This window comes from Mangrovimonas sp. TPBH4 (genome assembly GCF_001280505.1).
GTDB lineage: Bacteria > Bacteroidota > Bacteroidia > Flavobacteriales > Flavobacteriaceae > Mangrovimonas_A.
The window spans coordinates 260,242-285,143 of sequence record NZ_LBIO01000037.1 but is presented as its reverse complement, the minus strand read 5'-3'; the positions used below and the strand labels follow the sequence as shown (position 1 = coordinate 285,143).

General features: G+C 40.1%; 26 protein-coding genes and 1 tRNA gene. 19 read left to right on the top strand and 8 right to left on the bottom strand.

Annotation, left to right across the window (positions count from 1 at the left end):
* Positions 1-92: 92 nt before the first annotated feature.
* From ZA05_RS02715 to msrA, 3 genes are all read left to right on the top strand, one after another.
* A complete protein-coding gene (locus ZA05_RS02715) occupies positions 93-1,187 on the top strand; it encodes a Nif3-like dinuclear metal center hexameric protein (RefSeq protein WP_053990179.1) in 1,095 nt (364 codons plus the stop codon).
* Between the two features lie 2 nt (positions 1,188-1,189).
* Positions 1,190-1,969 (top strand): zinc ribbon domain-containing protein, encoded by a 780-nt coding sequence (locus ZA05_RS02710; RefSeq protein WP_053975993.1) that lies wholly within the window; start codon positions 1,190-1,192, stop codon positions 1,967-1,969.
* A gap of 122 nt (positions 1,970-2,091) precedes the next feature.
* On the top strand, positions 2,092-2,751 hold the full coding sequence (gene msrA, locus ZA05_RS02705; protein WP_053990180.1) for a peptide-methionine (S)-S-oxide reductase MsrA: 660 nt from the start codon (positions 2,092-2,094) through the stop codon (positions 2,749-2,751).
* Positions 2,752-2,824: 73 nt separating this feature from the next.
* Here msrA and ZA05_RS02700 read toward each other — a convergent pair whose 3' ends face one another.
* On the bottom strand, positions 2,825-5,131 hold the full coding sequence (locus ZA05_RS02700; protein WP_053990181.1) for a T9SS type A sorting domain-containing protein: 2,307 nt from the start codon (positions 5,129-5,131) through the stop codon (positions 2,825-2,827).
* Positions 5,132-5,749: 618 nt separating this feature from the next.
* Entirely contained in the window at positions 5,750-6,202 is a 453-nt protein-coding gene (locus ZA05_RS02695; RefSeq protein ID WP_231632402.1) for a (4Fe-4S)-binding protein, read from the bottom strand.
* An 80-nt stretch (positions 6,203-6,282) separates the two neighbouring features.
* On the opposite strand from ZA05_RS02695, the gene kynU reads away from it, so the two are divergent.
* The 9 genes from kynU to ZA05_RS02650 all read left to right on the top strand — a co-directional run bounded on the left by kynU (position 6,283) and on the right by ZA05_RS02650 (position 14,906).
* On the top strand, positions 6,283-7,551 hold the full coding sequence (kynU, locus tag ZA05_RS02690) for a kynureninase (protein ID WP_053990182.1): 1,269 nt from the start codon (positions 6,283-6,285) through the stop codon (positions 7,549-7,551).
* Positions 7,552-7,580: 29 nt separating this feature from the next.
* Complete coding sequence (locus ZA05_RS02685) at positions 7,581-8,996, top strand: NAD(P)/FAD-dependent oxidoreductase (RefSeq protein WP_053990183.1); 1,416 nt, start codon at positions 7,581-7,583, stop codon at positions 8,994-8,996.
* A gap of 2 nt (positions 8,997-8,998) precedes the next feature.
* The gene (locus ZA05_RS02680; protein ID WP_053990184.1) at positions 8,999-9,412 is read left to right on the top strand and encodes a RidA family protein; all 414 of its coding nucleotides are present in this window, start codon (positions 8,999-9,001) and stop codon (positions 9,410-9,412) included.
* Positions 9,413-9,472: 60 nt separating this feature from the next.
* Complete coding sequence (locus tag ZA05_RS02675) at positions 9,473-10,912, top strand: aldehyde dehydrogenase (RefSeq protein WP_053990185.1); 1,440 nt, start codon at positions 9,473-9,475, stop codon at positions 10,910-10,912.
* 282 nt (positions 10,913-11,194) lie between these two features.
* Positions 11,195-11,977, top strand: a complete 783-nt coding sequence (locus ZA05_RS02670) for an SDR family oxidoreductase (RefSeq protein WP_053990186.1) — start codon at positions 11,195-11,197, stop codon at positions 11,975-11,977.
* 90 nt (positions 11,978-12,067) lie between these two features.
* Positions 12,068-12,604 (top strand): 3-hydroxyanthranilate 3,4-dioxygenase, encoded by a 537-nt coding sequence (locus ZA05_RS02665; protein WP_053990187.1) that lies wholly within the window; start codon positions 12,068-12,070, stop codon positions 12,602-12,604.
* A 33-nt stretch (positions 12,605-12,637) separates the two neighbouring features.
* Positions 12,638-13,723 (top strand): amidohydrolase family protein, encoded by a 1,086-nt coding sequence (locus ZA05_RS02660; protein WP_053990188.1) that lies wholly within the window; start codon positions 12,638-12,640, stop codon positions 13,721-13,723.
* Positions 13,723-14,364, top strand: coding sequence for an O-methyltransferase (locus tag ZA05_RS02655; RefSeq protein ID WP_053990189.1), 642 nt, complete (start codon positions 13,723-13,725; stop codon positions 14,362-14,364). Before ZA05_RS02660 ends, ZA05_RS02655 begins: the two co-directional genes overlap by 1 nt.
* Before the next feature lie 86 nt (positions 14,365-14,450).
* A complete protein-coding gene (locus ZA05_RS02650; RefSeq protein WP_053990190.1) occupies positions 14,451-14,906 on the top strand; it encodes a hypothetical protein in 456 nt (151 codons plus the stop codon).
* 30 nt (positions 14,907-14,936) lie between these two features.
* Here the strand turns inward: ZA05_RS02650 and ZA05_RS02645 are convergent, their stop codons facing one another.
* From ZA05_RS02645 to ZA05_RS02635, 3 genes are read right to left on the bottom strand one after another with little or no spacing between them, the layout of a single operon-like run.
* Positions 14,937-15,224 (bottom strand): twin-arginine translocase TatA/TatE family subunit, encoded by a 288-nt coding sequence (locus ZA05_RS02645; RefSeq protein WP_082331919.1) that lies wholly within the window; start codon positions 15,222-15,224, stop codon positions 14,937-14,939.
* Between the two features lie 58 nt (positions 15,225-15,282).
* Positions 15,283-16,005, bottom strand: coding sequence for a carboxypeptidase-like regulatory domain-containing protein (locus ZA05_RS02640; protein ID WP_053990191.1), 723 nt, complete (start codon positions 16,003-16,005; stop codon positions 15,283-15,285).
* Positions 16,006-16,042: 37 nt separating this feature from the next.
* Positions 16,043-16,858, bottom strand: a complete 816-nt coding sequence (locus tag ZA05_RS02635) for a carboxypeptidase-like regulatory domain-containing protein (RefSeq protein WP_197276037.1) — start codon at positions 16,856-16,858, stop codon at positions 16,043-16,045.
* A gap of 115 nt (positions 16,859-16,973) precedes the next feature.
* Here ZA05_RS02635 and pepE point away from each other — a divergent pair, with 115 nt between their 5' ends.
* The gene (pepE, locus tag ZA05_RS02630) at positions 16,974-17,681 is read left to right on the top strand and encodes a dipeptidase PepE (protein ID WP_053990193.1); all 708 of its coding nucleotides are present in this window, start codon (positions 16,974-16,976) and stop codon (positions 17,679-17,681) included.
* A 103-nt stretch (positions 17,682-17,784) separates the two neighbouring features.
* Here the strand turns inward: pepE and ZA05_RS02625 are convergent.
* Positions 17,785-17,857: transfer RNA gene (locus ZA05_RS02625), tRNA-Gly, on the bottom strand.
* 117 nt (positions 17,858-17,974) lie between these two features.
* On the opposite strand from ZA05_RS02625, the gene ZA05_RS02620 reads away from it, so the two are divergent.
* From ZA05_RS02620 to ZA05_RS02610, 3 genes are read left to right on the top strand one after another with little or no spacing between them, the layout of a single operon-like run.
* The gene (locus ZA05_RS02620; protein WP_231632404.1) at positions 17,975-18,433 is read left to right on the top strand and encodes a GNAT family N-acetyltransferase; all 459 of its coding nucleotides are present in this window, start codon (positions 17,975-17,977) and stop codon (positions 18,431-18,433) included.
* Complete coding sequence (locus ZA05_RS02615) at positions 18,430-19,164, top strand: M15 family metallopeptidase (protein ID WP_053990194.1); 735 nt, start codon at positions 18,430-18,432, stop codon at positions 19,162-19,164. The genes ZA05_RS02620 and ZA05_RS02615 overlap by 4 nt, the downstream gene beginning before the upstream one ends.
* 36 nt (positions 19,165-19,200) lie before the next feature.
* Positions 19,201-19,974 (top strand): M48 family metalloprotease, encoded by a 774-nt coding sequence (locus tag ZA05_RS02610; RefSeq protein WP_053990195.1) that lies wholly within the window; start codon positions 19,201-19,203, stop codon positions 19,972-19,974.
* 77 nt (positions 19,975-20,051) lie between these two features.
* On the opposite strand, the gene ZA05_RS02605 is transcribed toward ZA05_RS02610, so the two are convergent.
* Complete coding sequence (locus ZA05_RS02605; protein WP_053990196.1) at positions 20,052-20,441, bottom strand: ankyrin repeat domain-containing protein; 390 nt, start codon at positions 20,439-20,441, stop codon at positions 20,052-20,054.
* 257 nt (positions 20,442-20,698) lie between these two features.
* Here ZA05_RS02605 and gpmI point away from each other — a divergent pair, with 257 nt between their 5' ends.
* Positions 20,699-22,219, top strand: a complete 1,521-nt coding sequence (gpmI, locus tag ZA05_RS02600; RefSeq protein WP_053990197.1) for a 2,3-bisphosphoglycerate-independent phosphoglycerate mutase — start codon at positions 20,699-20,701, stop codon at positions 22,217-22,219.
* 48 nt (positions 22,220-22,267) lie between these two features.
* On the top strand, positions 22,268-22,681 hold the full coding sequence (locus ZA05_RS02595) for a BT0820 family HAD-type phosphatase (RefSeq protein WP_053990198.1): 414 nt from the start codon (positions 22,268-22,270) through the stop codon (positions 22,679-22,681).
* Here the strand turns inward: ZA05_RS02595 and ZA05_RS02590 are convergent.
* On the bottom strand, positions 22,678-23,952 hold the full coding sequence (locus tag ZA05_RS02590; protein WP_053990199.1) for an acetyl-CoA hydrolase/transferase family protein: 1,275 nt from the start codon (positions 23,950-23,952) through the stop codon (positions 22,678-22,680). The genes ZA05_RS02595 and ZA05_RS02590 overlap by 4 nt on opposite strands.
* A gap of 131 nt (positions 23,953-24,083) precedes the next feature.
* Between ZA05_RS02590 and map the strand changes: the two genes are divergently transcribed.
* Positions 24,084-24,902 carry a type I methionyl aminopeptidase gene (gene map, locus ZA05_RS02585; protein ID WP_053990200.1) on the top strand — a complete coding sequence of 273 codons (819 nt, stop codon included), beginning with the start codon at positions 24,084-24,086 and terminating at the stop codon, positions 24,900-24,902.

The following is a 24,902-nucleotide window of genomic DNA, read 5'->3' as shown; positions in this document are numbered from 1 at the left end:
AATATTTAAATCATGCCTCTTTCCAATTTCTATGCCTTACAAAACTGTGGAGCGTTTCACTTTATTTTTATCTTTGAAAAAACTCTACTTTTATGTTGATAAAAGATGTCATTGCGCATTTGGAAGATTTGGCCCCAACGGCCTATGCAGAAGATTTTGACAATGTAGGCCTTTTGGTTGGAGACAAAAACACTCCCCTAAAAGGTATTTTGGTAACTTTAGACACCTTGGAAGCGGTGGTCGATGAAGCTATTGAAAACAACTGCAATCTCATTGTAAGTTTCCACCCCATCATTTTTAAAGGCTTGAAAAAGTTAAATGGCAACAGCTATGTAGAGCGCGTGGTCATAAAAGCCATTCAGCACAATATTGCCATTTATGCCATCCATACAGCACTAGACAATGCTCTGCAGGGAGTGAACGATATTATCTGTAATCAATTAGAATTACATTCCAAAGAAATATTGATTCCGCAAAAAAGCACCATAAAAAAACTGACCACTTATGTTCCAACACAATCTGCCGTTCAGTTACGGGAAGCTTTATTTGCAGCGGGAGCTGGCAGCATAGGTAATTACGATCAATGCAGTTTTAATACAGAAGGCACTGGAACTTTTAAAGGCAATGCCTCCTCCAGCCCTACCAAAGGAGAAAAGGAAGTATTGCATTACGAACCAGAAACCCAAATTTCGGTAACCTTTCAAAAACATCACGAATCAAGTACTCTAAAGGCACTTTTTTCGGCTCATCCGTATGAGGAAGTAGCCTATGAAGTGCAAACTCTGGACAATATCAACCAAACCATTGGCATAGGTATGATTGGGCGATTGGAAAAAGAAATGGATCCCATTCCTTTTTTAAACTATGTCAAAGAAAAAATGAATGTATCGGCAATTAGACATACCGAACTCCCACAAAAACCTATCAAAAAAGTAGCGGTGTTAGGGGGCTCCGGAAGTTTTGCCATTGGTGCAGCCAAAGCAGCCAAAGCTGACATCCTAATTACTTCAGATTTAAAATATCATGACTTCTTTTTGGCCGAAAACCAAATTATTTTGGCAGATATAGGTCATTACGAGAGCGAACAGCACACAAAAACATTTTTAGCGGACTATCTATCAAAAAAAATTACTAATTTTGCAGTCGTTTTATCGATGACAAATACCAATCCAGTAAAGTATTTATAATTATGGCAAAAAAAGCTGAAGCTTCTGTTGAAGAACGATTAAGAGCGTTATACGATTTACAATTAATCGATTCCAGAGTAGACGAGATCAGAAACTTAAGAGGCGAGCTTCCTTTGGAGGTAAGAGACCTTGAAGATGAAGTAGAAGGATTAAATACAAGACTTGAAAAATTAGGTTCAAATCTTGAAATGATTGATGAGGAAATCAAAGGGAAGAAAAATTTAATTGAAGAAGCCAAAGCTTTGATTAAAAAATACAGTGAGCAACAAAAAAATGTTAGAAATAACAGAGAATACAACTCATTGACTAAAGAAATAGAGTTTCAGGAATTGGAAATTCAATTGGCCGAAAAACACATTAAAGAGTTCAAGGCGCAAATTGAGCAGAAAAAAGAAATCATTGCTGAAACCAAAGACCGTCTTAAAGACCGTCAAACCCACCTTAAGCACAAGCGCAGTGAGTTGGACGCTATTTTAGCCGAGACTGAAAAAGAAGAACAAGCTTTACTTCAAAAATCTGAAGAATACCAAGAGCAGATTGACTCTAGATTGGTAAAAGCTTACCAAAGAATCCGTAGCAATGTAAAGAACGGATTGGCCGTTGTGCCAATTGAAAGAGGCGCTTCAGGAGGTTCTTTCTTTACAATTCCACCGCAAATTCAGGTTGAAATTGCTTCTCGTAAAAAAGTAATTACAGACGAGCACAGTGGACGTATTTTGGTAGATGCGCAGTTAGCCGATGAACAAAGAGAGAAAATGGAAAAATTGTTCTCTAAACTTTAGACCATCATAAAACTTCATATAAAAATCCCTAGCCTATCGGTTAGGGATTTTTTTTGTGACCACTTTCTTATAGTTTCAAATAAGGTTTTCCAAAATCGCACGACTATTAAAAGAAAAACACCATGAAATCCATCAGCACCTTTATCATTGCCCTCTTGTTTTTTAGTTGCAACAACCATGCGCAGATAAACCCGAAACAACAAGCCTTAATGAATGTAGAACCTGTTGAAGTCCCAATGGAAAACGGTTTGGCCCGCGCCTATTTTGCCAGCGGATGCTTTTGGTGTGCCGAAGCCATTTACGAAAGTGTCAAAGGCGTAGAAGAAGCTATTTCCGGATATTCTGGCGGCCACTCAGAAAACCCTACGTATGAAGACAGCAACACAGGGCGCACAGGTCATGCCGAGGCTATTGAAGTCATTTACGATCCTAAAGTAGTAGATTTTGCAACCTTGATCGATGTTTACTTTAACTCACAGGATCCAACCCAATTTAACGGGCAAGGACCTGACAGAGGCAGCCAATATCGCTCCATTATTTTTTACCAAAATGATGAACAGAAACAAATAGCCATTGACAAAAAAGCTGCTTGGGCCAAAAAGCTAAACACTGAAATTGCTGCTGAAATCATGCCTTTCCAAAAATTTTGGGAAGCCGAGGCCTATCATCAAGATTTTGAAAAGAGAAACCCCAATCACCCTTACATCAAAAATGTCTCCCAACGCCGTTTGGAAAATTTCAAACGCACATGCCCTATGCTCATCAAAAATGATGATGAATAAAGATTAAATTCAACAGAAAAAGCCCACCAAGAAAGTGGGCTTTAAGCTGCAATAACAGTATACTATTAAACAATTATCGCCTAGATTGAACTAATTTACCTGTCACACGCTCTCCATTCACTGTTAGCACATAAATGAGCGTATTGTTTTGCAAGGCTGGTAAGTTGACATTATATGAGTTTTCACCCTGCTTTAAATCTCCTTCAAAAACCATTTTAACACGTTGCCCCAGTAAATTCATCAATTCCAAACTTCCCTTAGAATCTTCGGGTGCCAAAACCTTAAAGTTCACTTGATCGTTAAATGGATTTGGATATGCTTTGATAATGGTTTTGGATGGGAGCTGTTTTATGGAAGTGTCTTCAGGAATAGCCGTACTGGCCATTCTAGCTTCCGCACTTAGACAATCAGAATCACCACATGAAACACTTGAGGACACACAACCTGTAGTTGTGTCACGCACTAAAATCCCAGATACAGATCCCGCCGCTAAATCCATAAATTCTGGACTGCTCTGGTATGTAGCCCCTCCATCAGTACTATATTCATAATCACCACCCAATGGACTTAAAAAAGTAATACTTCCGGTATCTGGACCACACAAAGAAGGTTCAACCACACAAATTGTTGGTGCAGAAGGAGGATCTGTATCTGATGTCACGGTTACCATATCCGTATCAGAACAGCCATTGTCACCATCTGTCACAGTAAGAAAATAGATACCAGAGGAGCTCACAGAGACATCTTCATTGGTACCAATAATAGCATCGGAACTATCCTTCCATTCATAACTCAATGACGCATTTGGATTGTCACTGGTCCCACTACCGTCCAAGGTCACAGAAGTAGTTGCACAAGTAAGCTCCATATCAGAACCTGCCTCTGCCACTGGTGACACTACGTCTTGATTTACCGTCACAGAATCCGTATCGGAACATCCATTGTCACTATCCGTTACTGTGAGCGAATAGATCCCCGGAGAATCCACAGTAACATCTTCATTGGTACCGATGATAGCATCTGAACTATTCCTCCATTCATAGCTCAATGACGCATTTGGATTGTCACTGGTTCCACTACCATCCAAGGTCACGGATGTAGTTGTACAGGTTAGCTCCATATTAGAACCTGCCTCTGCTACTGGTGATTCTACATCTTGATTTACCGTCACTGAATCTGTATCGGAACATCCATTGTCACTATCCGTCACTGTAAGAGAATAGGTCCCTGGGGAGCTCACAGTAACATCTTCACTGGTACCTATAGTAGCATCTGAACTATCCTTCCATTCATAGCTTAAAGACGCACTTGGATTGTCACTGCTTCCACTACCATCCAAGGTCACGGAAGTCGTTGTACAGGTTAGCTCCATATCTGAACCTGCTTCTGCCATTGGCGATTCTACATCTTGAGTTACCGTCACTGAATCTGTATCGGAACACCCATTGTTACTATCAGTCACCGTGAGGGAATAGGTCCCAGGGGAGTTCACAGTAACATCTTCACTGGTACCAATGGTAGCATCTGAACTATCTTTCCATTCATAGCTCAATGACGCACTTGGATTGTTACTGGTTCCACTACCGTCCAAGGTCACAGAAGTCGTTGTACAGGTAAGCTCCATTTCAGAACCTGCCTCTGCCACTGGTTGAATTGCTGGACTAATGGTTCTCATAAAAGTATTGGTACACCCTCTAGAATCTGTAATAAGAACCGTATAAGTACTTGCTGCCAATGCAGAATAGGTCGTCGACCCTCCTACTTGCAACTGAACACCTGTACCTCCATTCAATTGTACGGAATACGGTGGAACCCCACCAAAAGGAGACACTTGAATAGAACCTCCTGTTGTACAATCAGCGTCTACAACACTTAAAGTTCCGTTTACACCTGTTTCCACTGTTATTGCATCTAAAGTTCCACATTTGGGATTAATTCCTCCTGGATCATTGGCTAAGGATTCACAGGTAGCGTTAGGACTAGCTGAAGTCCAGGCTAAATACAAATCAGTAATCTCCAAAGAGGTATCACAAGTCACTTCAATTTCTGTTGAAGATACTAGTGTTGTCGTTGAATTCGGAGGTATCGGTCCCACACATGCAAAAATAGGCTCGGGCTCTCCAATTTCGTCTCCCTCCGAATCATACCTATGTAAGTAGCCCCAAAATGCGAATGATGTACGAGTTGATCCTGTTTTATTATAAATAGACAACTCCAATAATCTTGTCCCTGTACAATTACAAGGATCCTCATCTGGTGCGGGTAATGCAGCCCCAACTAATTCCAAATCTTTAGAGGTACAAGAAATATCGTCTGGAGGAAAAGTGATATCTCCTTGCCCAAAAGTAATGGTCGTAAAAAAAAGAACGATGATCAACATTGTCCTTTTTAAGATAAAATATAATAATTGAGGAAAAGAAATGTTTTCGAGTAACGGTATTGCACAGTACTCTTTACCAAAAATTGTTGTTTGTGTTTTCATTGGTCTTAGAATTAAATTGGTTATTAAATAATGCCTAGGTAAATCCCTGATAGATGAATGAGGTTCTAAAACCAAACACAAGAAAATATAAGTCAACAGCTATTGGAGCTTTGCCTCTAACATAAATACCTCGAAATAGTGTTTAATTGATAGCAAAAATTCTACACAATCACAGAAGATGTTGGTGCTTGTTTGCTATTAATAAAATTTTATTGGAAAGAATTGCGAACTAAGTTCAGCTCGACTTTCATATATCTAAACTAATTTTAAAAAATGCGTCAACAAAATAAAACCGTTAGACAACAAATATTAACTTTAATTTACTGATTTTCAGAAGAATACAGCCACAAGACACCGATTTAAAGTGCTCATTTTCAAGAAAATTTGGGTTAAAACCATCCAAACCTAATGCTTCAACCGTATATATTATAAATATCCCGCTGTATGCGTCTATATATATTGAAAGCGCTTCTACCATTGGTCGAAGCGCTTTTTCTTTACATATTCCTTTAAGAACTATCCCTCAAAATCAATCTTTCTGTGGGTGCCATCACAATACGGTTTATTACTGGAGCTCCCACAACGACAAAAAGCTGTTGTTTTATCCTTGGTTTCACTTTTCCCATCCGCATGGGTCACGTTTAAGGTGCCATGTACTAATAAGGGGCCATTTTCCATGACTTCAACTTCGGTTTCCATAATTGTACTATTATCTTGTTCTGTATTGTTCATATAAAAGCTCAACGCTCCGGAAGGGCATTTTTTTACTTGGCTTACCAAGTTTGATGTACTCGCAGCTTGAATCTTAATCCACGGTTTATCCTGAGGCTGGAAAACATCAGGCAAGCCCTTCACACAAATTCCGGAATGAATACATTTTTCTGCCTCCCAAATGATAGTCACCTCGCCATTGGTATATTCCTTTCTAGCACTCATACTTACAGGTTTTCTTAAAGATACAAATTTCATGTTGAAATCTACCCTCAATTACACTTCATTCCTAGATTTATAATTCCTATTTTTGTGAACAACCCAAAATATTTTTACAATTGTCTACATATAAATCAGGTTTGAATTTTGCCAAAGAACTAGACCAAAATGACGACCTCGCACAATACAGAACCCAGTTTCACATCCCAAAAGATTCACAAGGAAACGAGCTAATTTACCTTTGCGGAAATTCACTAGGACTACAACCCAAAACTACAAAATCTTACATTGATCAAGAATTGGAAGATTGGGCCAATCTAGGGGTTGAAGGCCATACCGATGCCAAAAACCCATGGATGCCCTACCATGAATTCCTAACGGAAAACATGGCTAAAGTTGTTGGCGCCAAACCTATCGAGGTAGTGACCATGAACACCCTTACTGCCAACCTACATTTCATGATGGTGTCCTTTTACAAACCTACCCCAAAACGCTATAAAATTGTCATCGAATCTGATGCGTTTCCTAGTGATAAGTATGCTGTAGAGTCACAACTACGCCACCATGGTTATGACGATAAGGAAGGTTTGATTTTATGGACTCCAAGAGAAGGAGAAGAATTGCTGCGCTATGAAGATTTACAAGCAATTTTGGACGGCCATGGCGATGAGATTGCCTTGATCATGATTGGAGGGGTCAACTACTATACAGGACAATATTTCGATTTAAAACGTATCACGCAAATGGGGCATCAACATGGTTGTATGGTTGGTTTCGACTGTGCCCATGGAGCCGGAAATGTGCAACTCAACCTTCACGATTCGGGAGCCGATTTTGCCGTTTGGTGTACCTATAAGTACCTCAACTCAGGACCAGGAAGTTTGGCAGGTGCCTTTGTGCACGAACGCCATGCCCATGACAAAACCCTCAACCGTTTTACCGGCTGGTGGAGTCATAATAAACAAACACGTTTTAACATGCGTCATGAGTTTGACGTCTTACCGGGAGCAGAAGGTTGGCAATTGTCCAACCCTCCTATTCTTTCCTTAGCGGCTATCAAGGCCTCCTTGGACATCTTTGGAGAAGTAGGCATCGAAAAACTATCTAAAAAATCGAAAGAACTAACTGGCTATTTTGAATTTTTGTTGAAAGAACTTGGCGAGGACACCATTAGAATCATCACTCCAGAAAATCCAGACGAGCGTGGCTGCCAATTGTCTATTCAAGTAAAAAATGCCGATAAAAATCTACATAAAAAATTAACCGAAGCTGGTGTGATTAGCGACTGGAGAGAGCCCGACGTGATTCGTTGCGCTCCCGTGCCGCTTTACAATTCTTTTCAAGATGTGTACCACATGGTAGACAAGTTAAAAGCTATTTTAAATTAAACACACCGTCTGACGTTTGACAACTAAAAATGAATAACACACAACAACATATATTGATTATTGGCGCCGGACTTTGCGGAAGTCTTTTAGCCCTTCGTCTTGGACAAAGAGGTTATAAGGTAACCGTTTATGAAATGCGCCCCGATTTGCGAAAAGTAGATATTAGTGCTGGACGCTCCATTAACCTAGCCTTTTCAGACCGTGGCATCAAGGCCATGAATATGGTAGGTATTCAAGACCAAATTGAGCCCTTGTGTATTCCAATGAACGGGAGAATGCTCCACGACTTGGAAGGCAACACGTCTTTCTCTCCCTATAGTGGAAGACATGAGTACATCAATTCCATATCAAGAGGAGGCCTAAATGCTTTGTTATTGGACGAAGCCGAAAAGCATGAAAACGTCACCATTCATTTCAACAAAAAATGCAAGTCGGTTGACTTTGAAAATACCACAGCACTTTTTAAAGACTACGATACCAATACCGAATTTGAAGCAAATGCCGATGTCATCTTCGCCACGGATGGCGCCGGTTCTGCCATGAGAAAAAGCTATTATTTAGGCAAAAAGTTCCTATTTAGCTTTTCACAGAATTACCTAACGCATGGCTATAAGGAATTAAGTATTCCTCCAACCGAAGACGGTGGTTTTAGAACCTACAAAAACGCCCTTCACATTTGGGGTCGTGATGCCTTTATGCTCATCGCCCTTCCAAATTTAGATGGTAGTTTTACGGTAACACTATTCTTAAGTTTTGATGAAGGCGAATACAATTTCAATAATTTAACCACAAAAGAGCGTGTTGAAGAATTCTTCTCAACCTACTTTAAGGACGCTTTGGAATTGATGCCAAATCTAGCTGAAGAGTTTTTTGAAAACCCAACAGCGCCACTTGGTACCGTAAAATGTTCACCTTGGCATTACAAAGGTAATACCCTATTGATGGGAGATGCCGCCCATGCCATTGTACCGTTTTATGGACAGGGCATGAATGCTTCTTTTGAAGATGTCACCGAATTGGATAAGGTTTTGGAAGAAGGCCACACCGATTGGGAAACCATTTTTAAAATCTACGAAGCCAACAGAAAAAAAGATACCGATGCCATAGCCGATTTGGCCATCGACAATTTCTTTGAAATGAAAGGCCACGTGAACAAGGCCAATTTCAGGGAAAAACGCCAATTGGAAATGGCCCTTGAAAAAACCTTCCCAACTGAATATTCCTCAAAATATTCCCTAGTAACCTTCAATGAAGAATTGGGCTATCAAGAAGCCATGTTACGTGGAAGAGCCCAAGACAAGGCCATCTTAAATATGTTGGCCGACGGCATTATTTCCAATGTTGAAGACATGACCGAAGCAGAACTTAAAGAAACCTTAGAACACATAAAAACCGCTACCGAGAACATTTTGGAAGACGACAGAATAGCGGGAATGAAACAATAAGCATGAGCGAAGAAAAGAAAGTAACCCCTAGAGGCGCCTACCCACACGTAAAGGTAGTTGGCGATTTTATTTTTGTTTCCGGAACCAGTTCCAGAAGACCAGACAACTCCATTGCCGGTGTAGAATTGGTAGATGAAATGAACACCAAAATTTTCAATATTGAAGTACAGACCCAAGAGGTTTTAAAGAATATTGATAAAACCCTACAAACCGTTGGAGCCAGCTTAAAAGATGTGGTAGACGTTACCACATTTTTGGTAAACATGAATGACTTTGCAGGCTACAACAAAGCCTATGGCGAGTTTTTCGACAAGGGCACTGGCCCTACAAGAACCACTGTGGCCGTACACCAATTGCCACATCCGGATTTGTTGATTGAAATAAAAGTAACGGCTTATAAAAAGGCTTCGGAATAAAGACATACAACCAAGAATCATATAGAACCTTTCAACTTAGTTCTTCTATCTGTTAAAGAAATGAATATCCAAAATTATATCAACGGTGAATTCCTCCCACCTTCCTCAGAAAGTTGGTTAGACAATTATTGTCCAGCCAATGGTGAAGTCTATGGTCAAATTCCAAACTCGTCCAAAGAAGATGTAGAAAATGCGTATATCGCAGCCAAATCGGTTTTTCCTACGTGGTCGCAAACCACTTTGGAAGAACGCAGCAGAATTCTCCTAAAAATTTCAGAACTGATAGAAGCCAATTTGGAAGATCTTGCCAAAGCTGAAAGTATCGATAATGGAAAACCGCTAAGTCTAGCCAAATCCATTGACATCCCAAGAGCGGCCAGCAATTTCCGTTTCTTCGGAAATGCCATTACGCAATTCGCTAGTGAAAGTCACGAAAGCGTAGGCCAACAAGCTGTGAACTATACGCTACGTCAACCTATTGGTGTAGTAGGCTGTATTTCCCCTTGGAATCTGCCTTTATATTTATTCACTTGGAAGATAGCTCCAGCTATTGCAGCCGGAAACTGCGTAGTTGCCAAACCCAGTGAGATCACCCCTATGACAGCTTACCTTTTGGGAGCTATTTGTAACCAAGCAGGCTTGCCAAAAGGTGTTTTAAATATTGTCCACGGATTGGGAACCTCAACTGGACAAGCCATTATTGAGCATCCAGACATCAAAGCCATTTCCTTTACGGGAGGCACTGCTACCGGAGCGCATATTGCCAAAGTTGCAGCACCAATGTTCAAAAAACTCTCGCTGGAATTAGGCGGCAAAAATCCAAACATCATTTTTGCAGATTGCGATTATGAGGATATGCTAAAAACAACCGTTCGGTCTTCATTTGCCAACCAAGGACAAATCTGTTTATGCGGTAGCCGAATTTTTGTGGAACGACCTATTTACGAAAAGTTCAAAGCCGATTTTGTTGCGAAAGTAAAGGCCCTTAAAATCGGCCATCCATCTGAATCATCAACCAATATTGGGGCTTTAGTATCCAAACCCCATATGGAGAAAGTTATGAGCTATATTGACATTGCCAAAGAAGAAGGCGGCACGATTCTTTGCGGAGGAAAGCAAGTAACTGTTGAAGGCTATGAAAATGGTTATTATTTAGAACCAACCGTTATAGAAGTCCCTACTGACGAATGTCGCGTAAACCAAGAAGAAATTTTTGGTCCGGTGGTGACCATCATGCCTTTTGACACGGAAGATGAAGTACTACAGATGGCCAATAAAGTTACCTACGGCTTATCCTCTACCCTTTGGACCAACGATTTAAAACGCACTATGCGTATGAGTCAACAACTACAAGCAGGAATCGTTTGGGTGAACACCTGGTTGATGAGAGATTTGCGCACGCCTTTTGGCGGTGTTAAAGCTTCAGGAGTTGGTAGAGAAGGTGGTTTTGAAGCCTTGCGTTTCTTTACCGAAGCCAAGAATGTATGTATTAAATATTAGAAAGAAACTCTGTCACCTCGAGCGCAGTCGAGAGGTTAAAATTATGAAAGTGTATTTTGTTTACATATTACTGTGCTCAGATAATCTTACCTACACGGGGGTCACCAAAACTTTAATAATATCGAACACGCTATCTAGTTTGAAAAGAAATTAGCTTTGGTCAACGAAGCCATTAAATTGCTTCAAATATTATCCAAATGTCGAATCATCATACATTCAAAATACAAGTCTTAAGGTCGCTACAGCGCTAGACCTGACATCAATTATAAAATAAATTTAAACATGAATTTAAACTTAAACAATAAATACGCTTTGGTTTGTGGGAGTACCGCAGGTATTGGAAAAGCCACAGCCATTGAGTTAGCAAAGGAAGGTGCCAAAGTTACTTTGGTAGCCCGAAACGAAGATAAATTAAAAGCAGTTCTTGCCGAATTACCAAACAGCGAAAACCACTCCTATATCGTTGCCGATTTTTCCAATCCGGAAGCACTGCAACAAAAGGTGACTGATTTTATTTCAGCACATCATGGCTTCCATATTTTGGTAAACAATACAGGTGGTCCAGCTGGAGGCCCTGTTTTCGCTGCCAAATTGGAAGAATTTGAAAGTGCCTTTACCAATCATTTAAAGTGCAACCATGTGTTGGCACAAGCGGCGGTTCCATTTATGAAAGCCGAAGGTTTTGGACGTATCATCAATGTGATTTCCACCTCGGTAAAACAACCTTTGGACGGACTTGGTGTGAGCAATACCATTCGCGGGGCTGTTGCCAACTGGAGTAAAACTTTGGCCAATGAATTGGGACAATTTGGTATTACGGTAAACAACGTATTGCCTGGTGCTACCGGAACTGAGCGTTTGACAGAAATCATCAAAAACAAATCGGCTAAAACTGGCACCAGTGAAGAAGCAGCTGCCGATGCCATGAAACAAGCCGTTCCTGCAAAACGTTTTGCACAGCCAGAAGAGTTGGCTTATGCCGTAACGTTTTTGGCCAGTGAATGTGCCAGCTATATCAACGGAATTAACCTTCCTGTTGATGGTGGACGCACAAAAAGTTTGTAATTTTATAGAAACCCGCGTGAGGGGTTGAAGCAAGCTACCGTGTAGCACGAAAAACCCGACCCGTAAGGGGCACGCCCAAAATATATTGTAATGAGTAAATTGGTAAGCCCATTAAATTTTAAAAAGTGGATTGACGAAAACCGTCATTTATTAAAACCGCCCGTTGGCAACAAATGTGTATGGCCTAATGGCGACTATATAGTGATGGTTGTTGGCGGCCCCAACAGTAGAAAAGATTATCACTATAACGAAACACCTGAGTTTTTCTACCAATTGGAAGGCGATATGGTATTGCGCATCATGAACGATGGCCAACCAGAAGATATTGAAATCAAGGAAGGAGACATTTATTTGTTGCCTCCGGGTGTGCCGCATTCGCCTCAACGTAAAGCCAATACGGTTGGTTTGGTGATTGAATACCCAAGGGCCGAAGGTGTGAATGATGCCTTGGAATGGTATTGCGAAAACTGCAACGAGCAACTGTATCGCGAAGAGTTTCCGTTGGATAACATTGAAACCGATATGCCTGTAATTTTTGATAAATATTATGGCGATTTGGAAAAGCGCACTTGCAACAATTGCGGGCACGTTATGCAACCACCAACACCTGTAAAAACCGAAGAATAACCCCAAACCAAAACACTAGCTCATCACCCACCCATGGAAAAACGCAAACTTCGCATTAACGGCCATTCCCATTTACTTCCCTATCCAGAAGAGATTCCTCAGTTTATGAAAGACAAAGGTATTTTTTGGGTAGACAAGGACCGAAAATATATGCTTCAGAAAGATTGGAGCCGACCGGTTACGGACTCTAGTTTCTTTTTGAAGGAGAAATTGGAATGGATGGATCGTTTTAATATCGATCATGCCGTAGTACTAAATTTATCGCAACTGTACGGTAATGGTTTGCGCTTGGAAGAAATGAAGCAGGCCTTACGATTCCAAAATGATTTCAACGGAAAAATCCAAGCTGAAAATCCAAGTAAATTTACCTGTGGATTTGTGGTACACCCAGGATTTGTGAGAGGTGCTTGTTGGGAAATTGAACGTTGTGTTGAGGAATTGGGCATGAACCTATTGTGTTTGCCAACACACTACATGGACACCATTGGTACCTGGCGCTGTATTTTTGATGAAGAAAACGAGCCTATTTTTGAATTGGCCAACAAGTACAACTTGGCAGTGGAAATCCATCCTTATGATGGAGAAAAATTCATTAAGTTACAAAACACGTCTTGGAGATTCCACTTAATTTGGATGCTGGCCCAATGTGCGGATGCCTACCATTTCTTGACCTTAAATGGTTATTATGAAAAGTACCCGAACATGCGGGTTTGTTTTGCGCACGGTGGCCAATTGGCACAAATTAACCTAGGAAGACGTATTCAAGGATTTGACGGTAGACACGATTTGTTTGAAGGCAAAGTGCATCCACGAAAAGCCGTTGGCCATAAGAACATTTTCTTTGATACTTTGGTTCATGACACGGGTTCTTTGGAACTCTTGATCAAAAACCAGACTTCCAAACAAGTGCTAATGGGCTTGGACGACCCTTATCCATTGGGAGAAATGGAAAGTGCCACACAATCTTCCTATCCAGGGAAAATCTTGGATTTGGCCATTGAAAGAAAGATTATCAACGAACAGGAAAAAGACGCCATGTGGGAAGACAACGTCCTACAATGGCTGTTTGGTGACGACGAATCCAAAAAGCAAGCTTTAATCAACAAGATTCTATCATAATGCATTTTATACCTGAAGCCTTAGACGACTATGTAGTTGCCCATACGGAGGACGAACCGGAATTGCTGCAACAGCTTACAAGGGAAACCTTTCAAAAGATTTTGCAGCCAAGAATGTTGAGTGGCCCTTACCAAGGGAGATTGTTGAGTATGATTTCAAAAATTATCAACCCCAAGAGCATTTTGGAAATCGGCACTTATACAGGCTATTCGGCCCTATGTTTAGCAGAAGGGCTTCAGGAACATGGGGTTTTACACACGATTGACATCAATGAAGAGTTGGTGGATTTCCAACGTAAATATTTTGACATGTCTCCTTATGGCGCTCAAATCCACCAACATTTAGGAGATGCTACGGAAATTATTCCTGAATTGGACCTTACTTACGATTTGGTGTTTATTGATGCGGACAAGCCCAACTATGTCAACTACTTCCATTTAATTGTGGAGCGACTTAACAAAGGTGGCATTTTATTGTCCGACAATGTACTTTGGAGCGGTAAAGTGATCCAACAGGTAAAAGAGGATGACCTTTCAACCTTGGCACTTTTGGAATACAATAAACTATTGAAAGAAGACAAACGTATAGAAACCGTATTACTCCCTATTAGAGACGGCCTAACCATAAGCCGAAAGCTGTAGGAACAATCAATTAATCTGATTGTTGTTTTTCCGTAAAAAGTAATCTCTTTTTTCTATCTTTAATGTATAACCTTTTTCACGTCAAAATGTTATACAGGTTTCGCTATTATTTCATTGTGATATTCCTTTTTAAGACAAGTCTTTGTGCAGGACAAAATTTGCCTTTTAGCTCACAACAAGACCCAAGTTTGGGCTTGGCTAGAACAGGGATGCTCCTTGACAATATTGGCGTATATCACAGAATTGAGGTTTCATATTCTGCAGAAACCACCCTTACGGAATTTAGTGCTCTCGAACGTATTCCCCTTTCTGATACTTTCAGTTTTTTGATTGGCCCCAAACTGGACATCTATGACTCGTTGGGGACAGGCAACAGAAGTTTCGGTATCAATGCTTCTACCGGTTTTGAGTATATGCCAAATAACAATCTATATCTAAACCTCATCTACAGCTATCGATTCAATGAGCTACCAAGTAACGTCTATCACTACAATACGTTTGACCAAAATAGTTTTAAAATGAATTTGGGCATTAAGTTTTAGAAAAGAAAACTAGTGGACAGCTATAAAACTTTACATCTTACGTCTTACAGAGCCTGTGAATTGCTCCAAATCGTCCTTAACTTTGGTAAGTTCATCTTGGACATCTTGGGTAATACTGGTATCAATCCCATTTTTTTCGGCGCTTTTGGTAATCTCCGATTTGATATCGGTAGAGGCATCGCGAAGCATGCGCATACCTTTCCCCAACCCTCTCGCTATTTCAGGAATTTTATCGGCACCAAACACCATGACTACAATAAATAGTATGAACATGACTTCGGTAGTCCCTATAAATAAAAATGTTCTTGATAGTATCACGATGCAAATATACTAAGTAGTTTATTTAGATGCTCAGTGTTTCAAAAATATTTAACGGTCAATTCTTATTCTCAGTAAGACGTTTTCTGTAGACTTCCAATTTTTCATTGAGAAATTCAAACATCAACATATCATTATTCAAATTATAGAGTTCCATGAAGCGCTCATCTTCCGAAGCAAAATAGAAAAACTCCATTTTCTGGGATTCCTCCAACTCATCAATTTCCATAAGCATCTCCGAAAACTCAGACATGGTTTGATCCATGTATTGGTCCTGACGTTCCAACTTAATTAAATATTTAAGCCTTTTGGTACGTCCAGAAATCCAATTCATGATTGGGTTAAGCGGCACAATCCCGCCACCTGTCGTTGCTTCATAAAGCCTACGTTCACTTTGGGTTTTGCGCCTCCCGGTATAACCCGGGATGCCCACATCGTAAAAATTGATATCGCGTTTGGCTTCTGAATTTTCTACATCCAGCATTAAATTGCCCGTCAAGACCTTGCCGACAATCACCTCATCCAATTCATTGATTTGGTCTTCTAGAGCGACTTTAATTGTTTTTGAATTGAAAATCTCCGTAGTGATAATTATTTCCTTGGTTTTATACTTAACACCTGTGATTTGCAAGGTATCTTGAAGGCTTGCCGGAATTACAAAACTCCCGTTTTCATCTGTTTTGGAAAATTTACTTGCTGTTTTATTGATAATATGAATCCCCTCAACATCACCATTTGCGGAAACAAGACCTTCCAAAACCTTTTGTTGAGCACAGAGCATTCCCGTACCAGCAAAGTAGCACAGTAAAAAAAGCCTCCTAATTTTTACCACTCTGTGTACTTAAAAATAGTTTGCTTTTGTCATTGATATATTCAAGGAATTGCAATTCTTTGCCTTCGTCCAGTAAACTGTAATCCAAGCCACTGTCTTCCACATAAATGATAAAACTATCCACCTGATCTTTGGGAATCCCAAAATTTTGCTCAAGAAATTCTTCACTATACTGACTCTTAAAAGTACTCATAGGAACCTCCACTGCATCAACCTTATCCTCTTTTGTATTATTGGGAGATTCAAACAAAGGCACCAACAACAAGCTTACAATGTTTTTAATGTTCAAGCCGTTTTTCATGGTTTGCGCTTGGGAATGCTTCACAAGGTTTTCGGTTCCAACATCGGCATTGTCTCGAAACTCGAATTCCTCCATATTTTCCAAACCTAAATCAAGTCGCTTTAAGTCTGCGTTATAAATACGAACACCTTCAATATCTACCATTAAATTTCCTGAAAGGTCATACGGTAACACCACTACTTCATCTAATTTATTGACCTCTTCTACCAAAAAAACGGTTAGCTGCTTAGATTGGATAACCTCTTTATCTATCACTACTTTAAACTCCTGAAACTGCAAAGCCTCAAACACCAAAACATCATTTACAGCCACTCTTATGGAAAACTCCCCCTTTTCATTGGTAATAGTTCCCTTATTGGAGTTTCTATTAAAAACGGTCACCCCTTCAATATCATCGCTATCCACCACTATCCTTCCATTTACCATGATTCTGTTAAGCTGCTGCGATTGCACCTGAACACTTAGCAACAAAAAACTGATGAGCAAAATAGCTTTAGTCATAAAATTTGGTTTTATGTAATAAAGTAACGACATCTTGTCTTAAATAAACTTCAATGATTAGATAAACTTTTGTTAAAGGGGATGTTTACTTAAATTTACAACAAATTAATGAATGATGAAAACTATAATTATTGCCAGCACCTCTACCCTGCATGGAAGCGGTCCTTTGGAATATCTTTTGGAGGAATTAAGCACCTTTTTTAAGAACTCAGATGAAATTTTATTTGTCCCTTATGCCAGACCTGGAGGAATTTCGCACGATGAATATACTGCCAAAGTAAGCGAACCTTTTGCCAAAATAAACAAAACCGTAAAGGGCATCCACGAATTTGACTCTCCTACCGAAGCCGTTAAGCAAGCCAAAGCCATTTTTGTTGGAGGTGGCAACACCTTTGTATTGGTGAGCCAACTTTACAAACATGGGCTTATTGAAGTTATCAAGGAAGCGGTTTCTAATGGAACGCCTTACCTAGGCACCAGTGCCGGCAGCAATATCTGTGGATTGACGATGAACACCACCAATGATATGCCTATAGTATATCCACCAAGTTTCAAAACCTTTGGATTTGTGCCTTTCAATCTAAATCCGCATTATTTGGATCCAGATCCTAGCAGTACCCATATGGGTGAAACCCGAGAGACCAGAATTCAAGAATTCCACAAATTCAACACTCAACCAGTGGTTGGACTTAGGGAAGGCAGCTGGCTGCACGTATCGGGAAACACGATTACTTTAAAAGGTAGTTTGGATGCCAGGATTTTTGAACATGGAAAAGAACCTTATGAAGTTCCAACCGGAACAGATGTATCTCATTTGAAATAATCACCAAATAAAAAACGGAGACAATTTCCAAAAAGAAACTGGCTCCGTTTTTACCCTAACTACTATTTAATAAAAAAGCCCCACTTTTCAGTGAAGCTTTTTGAGCGGGAGACCGGGTTCGAACCGGCGACATTCAGCTTGGAAGGCTGACGCTCTACCAACTGAGCTACTCCCGCAATTCTGGCGCAAATATATACAAACTATTCAATGTACAAAAGAGAAAAATTCATTTTATTCAACTTTTTATTTAAGTTTGTTTCCCTTTTTATCTAACCCATTATTTTTCAAATATTTTGATTCAAACTTCAAAAGAAGATTTTTTTATAAAAATTATTACTGCTCAGGAAACACATGCTGTTCGGCACCCGGTTTTGAGATCTGGACGCCCTATTGAAGACTGTATTTTTGACAAGGACGAGCTAGATACAACCTTCCATCTAGGGCTTTTTCACAAAAATAAGCTATCTGGAGTGGTCACTTACCTTAAAAACGGTTCGCCTCTTTTGTCAAATACCTCACAATACCAACTGCGCGGGATGGCCGTTCTTGAGGATTTGCAAGGTCACAATTTGGGCACAGCCTTAACCAAACATGGGGAAACTATCCTTAGAAACTTAAAAGCTGATGCTGTTTGGTGCAATGCCAGAGAAATAGCGGTTCCCTTTTATAAGAAAAATGGCTTCGAAATCATTGGAGAACCTTTCCATATTCCAAAAATAGGCTTACATTTCACCATGTATAAATTGCTTTGAAAAGACGACATTTCATAAAATCGGCTTCCTTATTAGGAATGGCACTTTCTACCTTTCCGCATTCAATATGGGCTACCAATTCCATTTCATGTGAATTATTGATGGGCAAAGGTAGCCCTAGCTTTTACGGTAACGGATACAAACTGCTTCAGGAAGCACATGAATCCTTTTTGAAGATGACGGCAGACGCTTTAAAGGCAGGCATCCATATTAAAGTGGTGTCGAGTTATCGCGACTTTGAGCATCAAAAACGTATCTGGAACCGAAAGTACAACCTGCTCACCTCTAGGGGCATGGCTGGACCAGAAGCTATCAAGTCCATTATAGAATATTCTACTATTCCTGGGACATCAAGACACCATTGGGGAACTGACCTTGATATTATTGACGGTAATGCCGTTCAGCCTACCGGAGACCTATTATTGGAAGAACACTTTGAAGGCCAGGGAGCATTTCATAAACTGAAGCAATGGATGAATGCCAATGCCAATCGGTTTGGATTTTTTCTGGTATACACCAATGATCCTTCCAGAAAAGGGTTTAAATACGAACCTTGGCATTATAGCTATAAACCGCTTTCAAAAACCTACTTGGAATCCTACAGAGAATTGGATTTATATGAAGTTTTAAAAAATGAGCACTTATTAGGGGCTGAATTCCTAACTCCTGAGCTTCTTTCATCCTATAAAAAGGAGCATGTTTTAGATATCAATCCTGAATTATTACGCTAAAATTTTCGTAAATTTAGTTTTCACAACTATTTGATTATGAGAAGCGGTAGATTAAAAATAAGACTCCTACTAGGGCTTTGTATTGTTGCCTTTGCGTTTATAAAGCGATGTAGCAGTATGGAAACCAATCCCTATACAGGAAAGGATCAGGTTATTAACATGACAGCCGATCAGGAAATTGCCATTGGATTGCAAAGTGCCCCAGAAATGGAACAAGAATTTGGAGGTCTGCATCCCAACAACCAATACCAAGCCTTTGTGACCCAAGTGGGCAACAAATTGGTACAAAGCAGTATTGCAAGTCAAACCCCGTACGATTACCATTTTCACCTCCTGGGAGACTCCAATACTATCAACGCTTTTGCACTTCCGGGCGGGCAAGTCTTCATTACCTATGCCCTATTTTCCAGACTTGAAAATGAAGCTCAATTGGCAGGAGTATTAGGTCATGAAATTGGCCATGTGTTGGGACGGCATTCTGCAGAGCGCATTGCCGAAACTGAATTCTGGAAAACCGTGACCACAGGAGCATCCGTTGGGGCCGATATGGGTCAATTGATTGGAGGCATTGGTCAGCAAAAATTACTCACCAACAGTAGAGGGGATGAACTGGAAGCCGATGACCTTGGGGTTATGTTGATGATAGATGCAGGCTACGAACCCGAAGAAATGATTGGTGTGATGGAAATATTAAAAGCAGCTGCAGGTCCTAACAGTGTTCCCGAATACCAAAGCACACACCCCAATCCCGATAACCGGATTGAAAAAATAAAAGCGGCCATTGCCAAATACAAAAAAACTCCCATATAGGGAGTTTTTTTCTCTAACTAAACTAACTAACCAACTAACTAATAATAAATGCTGAAAAGCAATTACTAGTGTTACTTTTATGCTTTATCTAAGTCTTCAATGACAGACATGGCATCTTGAGCGTTGGAACGCTCTGCATAATGTGCCGCTGTTAAACCGTCCTCACTTTTTTTGTTAATATCTGCTCCATTAGCCACCAAAAGTTTAATAATGGCTACTCTGTTGTACTTTGCTGCATACATCAATGGAGTCATTCCGTTGGATCTCTCGTTAACATCTGCTCCCAACTCAATAAGTTTTTGAACTGTTTGGATATCCCCTTTAGCGATTGCCACACAAAAAGGATTCACAGAAGTGTTAACCTTTACAGTTCTAAAATTGTCAATTGTTTTGAATGAAGTTGTAGCATAGGTGGAACTTACCATAAATCCCAATGCAACTGCAATAATAATTACCGATTTTTTCATGATGAAAGATTTTAATGATTTGATTAATGATTGTTTTTTGATTACAGTAAATAGACGGATAAATTTTCGATTTGTTACACAAAAAAATCATATATAACACATTTTTAACTATTTAAACACAAATTTGTTAAGGTTATATTAATTTTCCCACTTGCAACTCACCTTAAGATAACACTGAGTTTTACTGGAATTTATGGCCTTGAAATTTCGACGTCCTATTAGAAAGAATTATCTTTGAGAATAAAATAAAAAGCACCATGAACAAAAAAGTAATCCTTATGATTCTTGATGGTTGGGGCAAATCTCCAGACCCAAAAGTCTCAGCCATAGACAACGCAAACACACCTTTTATAGATTCACTTTACAACACCTATTCCAATGCTAGTTTGAGGACAGACGGACTCCATGTTGGACTTCCTGAAGGACAAATGGGTAACAGTGAAGTTGGGCATATGAATTTAGGAGCAGGAAGAATTGTATACCAAGATTTGGTAAAGATCAACCTAGCCATCCAAAATAAAACCCTTCGCAACGAGCCTGCACTGGTAGAAGCTTTTGAATATGCCAAAACCAACAACAAGCCTATCCATTTCCTTGGATTGCTAAGTGACGGTGGTGTACACTCCCATATCAACCATTTGTTAGGGTTGATTGACGCTGCCAATGATTGTGGCGTACAGCACTCCTATGTGCATGCATTCACAGATGGAAGAGATGTAGACCCTAAATCTGGTTTCGGTTTTGTCACTGAACTTGAAGAACATATTGAAAACACCAACACCAAACTTGCTACGGTGACAGGGCGTTACTATGCCATGGACAGGGACAAGCGTTGGGAACGTGTGAAATTAGCCTATAACGCTTTGGTACACGGAACGGGAGAACACTCCAAAAATGTATTGAAATCTATTGATCACAGTTACGAAAATGACGTCACCGATGAATTTATCAAACCAATCATTGCCACTAATGATGCGGGAGAGCCTATAGCTAAAATCCAAGACGGGGATGTCATTATCTTTTTCAATTTTAGAACAGACCGTGGAAGACAGCTTACCGAAGCTTTGACTCAAACAGACTTCCACGAACAAAACATGCACAAACTAAAGTTACATTATGTAACGATGACCAACTACGACGATTCTTTTGAAGGAATCCACGTGGTGTTCGACAAGGATAATTTAAGTGAGACTTTAGGTGAAGTTTTGGAAAAACACCACAAAACTCAAATTAGAATTGCCGAAACTGAAAAGTATCCTCACGTCACCTTTTTCTTTTCTGGAGGAAGGGAAACACCGTTTGAAGGCGAAAAGAGAATTCTTAAAAATTCACCGAAAGTTGCCACTTACGACCTTCAACCAGAAATGAGTGCCTACGAGCTAACTGATGCATTGGTTCCTGAACTACAGCAAAAATCAGCCGATTTTGTTTGCCTTAACTTTGCCAATGGTGACATGGTTGGGCACACAGGAGTGATGGAAGCAGCCATTAAGGCCTGTGAAGCTGTCGATAAATGCGTGAAACAAGTGGTGGAAACAGCTTTGGAAAATGACTATACCACCATTTTGATTGCAGATCACGGAAACTGTGAAACAATGGTCAATCCAGATGGTTCTCCAAACACCTCACATACTACAAACCCAGTGCCAATTATTTTAATTGACAAGGATAAAACTAAAATTACCGATGGTATTTTAGGAGATATTGCACCTACCATTTTGAAACTGATGGGAGTGCCACAACCTGAAGCTATGACGCGCCATTCTCTTGTTGAATAAGGCTGATGAAATATATTTTGTATATTTTAGCGACCTAAATATTGACGGATGAATTTTCAGGAAAAGCTAATTATTGCAGTTGATTTTGACGGTACCATCGTTGAGGACGCCTACCCAAAAATTGGGAAACCTCGGATTTTCGCTTTTGAAACCCTAAAGCGTCTACAAAACGATGGGCACCGCTTAATCTTGTGGACCTACCGCAGCGGCGTGAGGTTGGAAGAAGCTGTACAGTTTTGTGAAGAAAACGGCATTCATTTCTATGCCGTAAACAAAAGTTTCCCTGAAGAACAATTTGATTATACCAAGAGCCGAAAAATTTATGCGGACATCTTTATAGACGACCGCAATATAGGCGGTGTTTTAGGATGGGGAGAAGTCTATCAACTCATCACCAACGAAATGCCTCAACAATTAAAAGAAAAGCAAAAAAAGGGTATTTTTTCTTTCTTAAGACGCTAACAGCCTCTTGAAAGTTCAAAATATTGTCTATCTATAGACTCCCTATGGTCAGGATGTGCAATATTCACCAAAGCTTTCACCCTTTCGGCAATAGTTTTACCATATAAATTCGCGATCCCATATTCTGTTACCACGTAATGGATATGGGATCGTGTTGTTACAACCCCTGCTCCAGGCCTTAGTGTTGGTACAATTCTACTGATGCCGCTTTTGGTAACCGAAGGCAAAGCAATGATGGCTTTTCCTCCTTCACTTAAGGAAGCGCCTCGAATAAAATCCATTTGTCCTCCTACCCCGGAATACATTTTTGTCCCGAAGGAATCCGCACATACCTGTCCTGTTAAATCCACTTCAATGGCAGAATTAATAGCCACCATTCTTGGGTTTTGCTTAATAACCGAAACATCGTTTACATAATCGGAAGAACGCAATTCCACATACGGATTGTCATGCACATAATCATACAAGCGTTGTGATCCCATTAAAAAAGTAGCCAAGGCTCTTCCTGGATCGATGCCTTTATAATTTCCGGTGATGACATTACTTAATATTAAATCAATAACTCCATCTGAGAACATTTCGGTATGCAATCCCAAATCTTTATGAGACGTCAATCGCGTCAACACCGCATTTGGAATATTACCAATTCCCATTTGCAATGTACTGCGGTCTTCAATTAAACTAGCCACATAATCGCCTATGGTGTTTTCCAAATCGGAAGGTTTGGCAACATGATGAATTGGCAAAGGTTCATCGCAATCCACAAAAGCATCAATTTCAGAAACGTGAATAATCCCATCCCCAAAAGTTCTTGGCATTTGCTGATTTACTTGCGCAATCACGTAGTCTGCATTATCAATAGCTGCTAAAGTAGCTTCCACCGAAACTCCTAAAGAACAATACCCATGTCTGTCGGGTACGGACACATGAATAAGCGCTACTTGCAGGTCCACGATATTCCGTTTGAACAACAAAGGCAATTCGCTTAAAAATACAGGTGTGTAAGATCCATTTCCTGCCTGCAGGGTGTGGCGCACGTTTTTCCCTAGGAAAAAGGAATTCACATGAAAACTGTCTCTCAACTCAGGATTGGCATAAGGAGCCTCACCTTCTGTATGCAATTGGCAAATCTCAACATTTTTAAGTTCCTCATGTCTTTCCGTCAAAGCCTTAATCAACACTTGAGGTGCTGCTGCTGCTGCCTGTAAATATACTTTATCGTTGGACTTTACTATTTTAACCGCTTCTTCTGCTGTAACTGACTTATACATAACGCTTCTCATTAATTCTCTTTGCAAAGTAATTAAATAAAACTGTAACCCACACTGACCAAAGTCAGTGCAAAAACCAATGTAAGATAGCTAGTTTATTTTAAGTATCTTTGCACATATTTTTTTGAATCATGATTATAGCAAAAACAAGAGAGGAAATAGAACTGATGCGCGAAAGCGCCTTGATTGTATCCAAAACTTTAGGAATGTTGGCCAAGGAAGTAAAGCCTGGCGTAACCACTTTGCAATTGGATAAAATGGCGGAGGAATATATTAGGGAACAAGGTGCCATCCCTGGATTTTTGGGATTATACGACTTTCCAAATACGCTTTGTATGAGTCCTAACTCTCAAGTTGTCCATGGATTTCCAACCGACGAACCTTTAAAGGAAGGAGACATTATTTCCATTGACTGCGGTGCTATCAAGAATGATTTTTACGGAGACCATGCCTACACGTTTCCTGTAGGTGAAATTGATCCTGAAACCCAAAAGCTATTGGACGTTACCAAAGAATCTCTTTACATAGGAATTAGAGAGTTTAAAATTGGTAACCGCGTAGGAGATGTTGGATTTGCTATTCAACAGTTTTGTGAATCTCATGGTTACGGGGTAGTTCGTGAGCTTGTTGGCCACGGTATTGGACGCAAAATGCACGAAGATCCAGAAATGCCCAATTATGGAAAACGCGGTCGCGGGAAAAAATTCATTGAAGGTCAAGTGGTGGCTATCGAGCCTATGATCAATATGGGAACCCACCGTATCAAACAACATAGAGATGGTTGGACCATCACCACTTTAGACAATAAACCATCTGCACATTTTGAACATGACGTGGCCATTATTGACGGAAAACCTGAAATCCTTTCTACGTTTGCCTATATCTACGAAGCATTGGGCATCGAAAGCGATGAAGAAAATGAATTCAGACAAAAAGCATTAGTCCTTTAA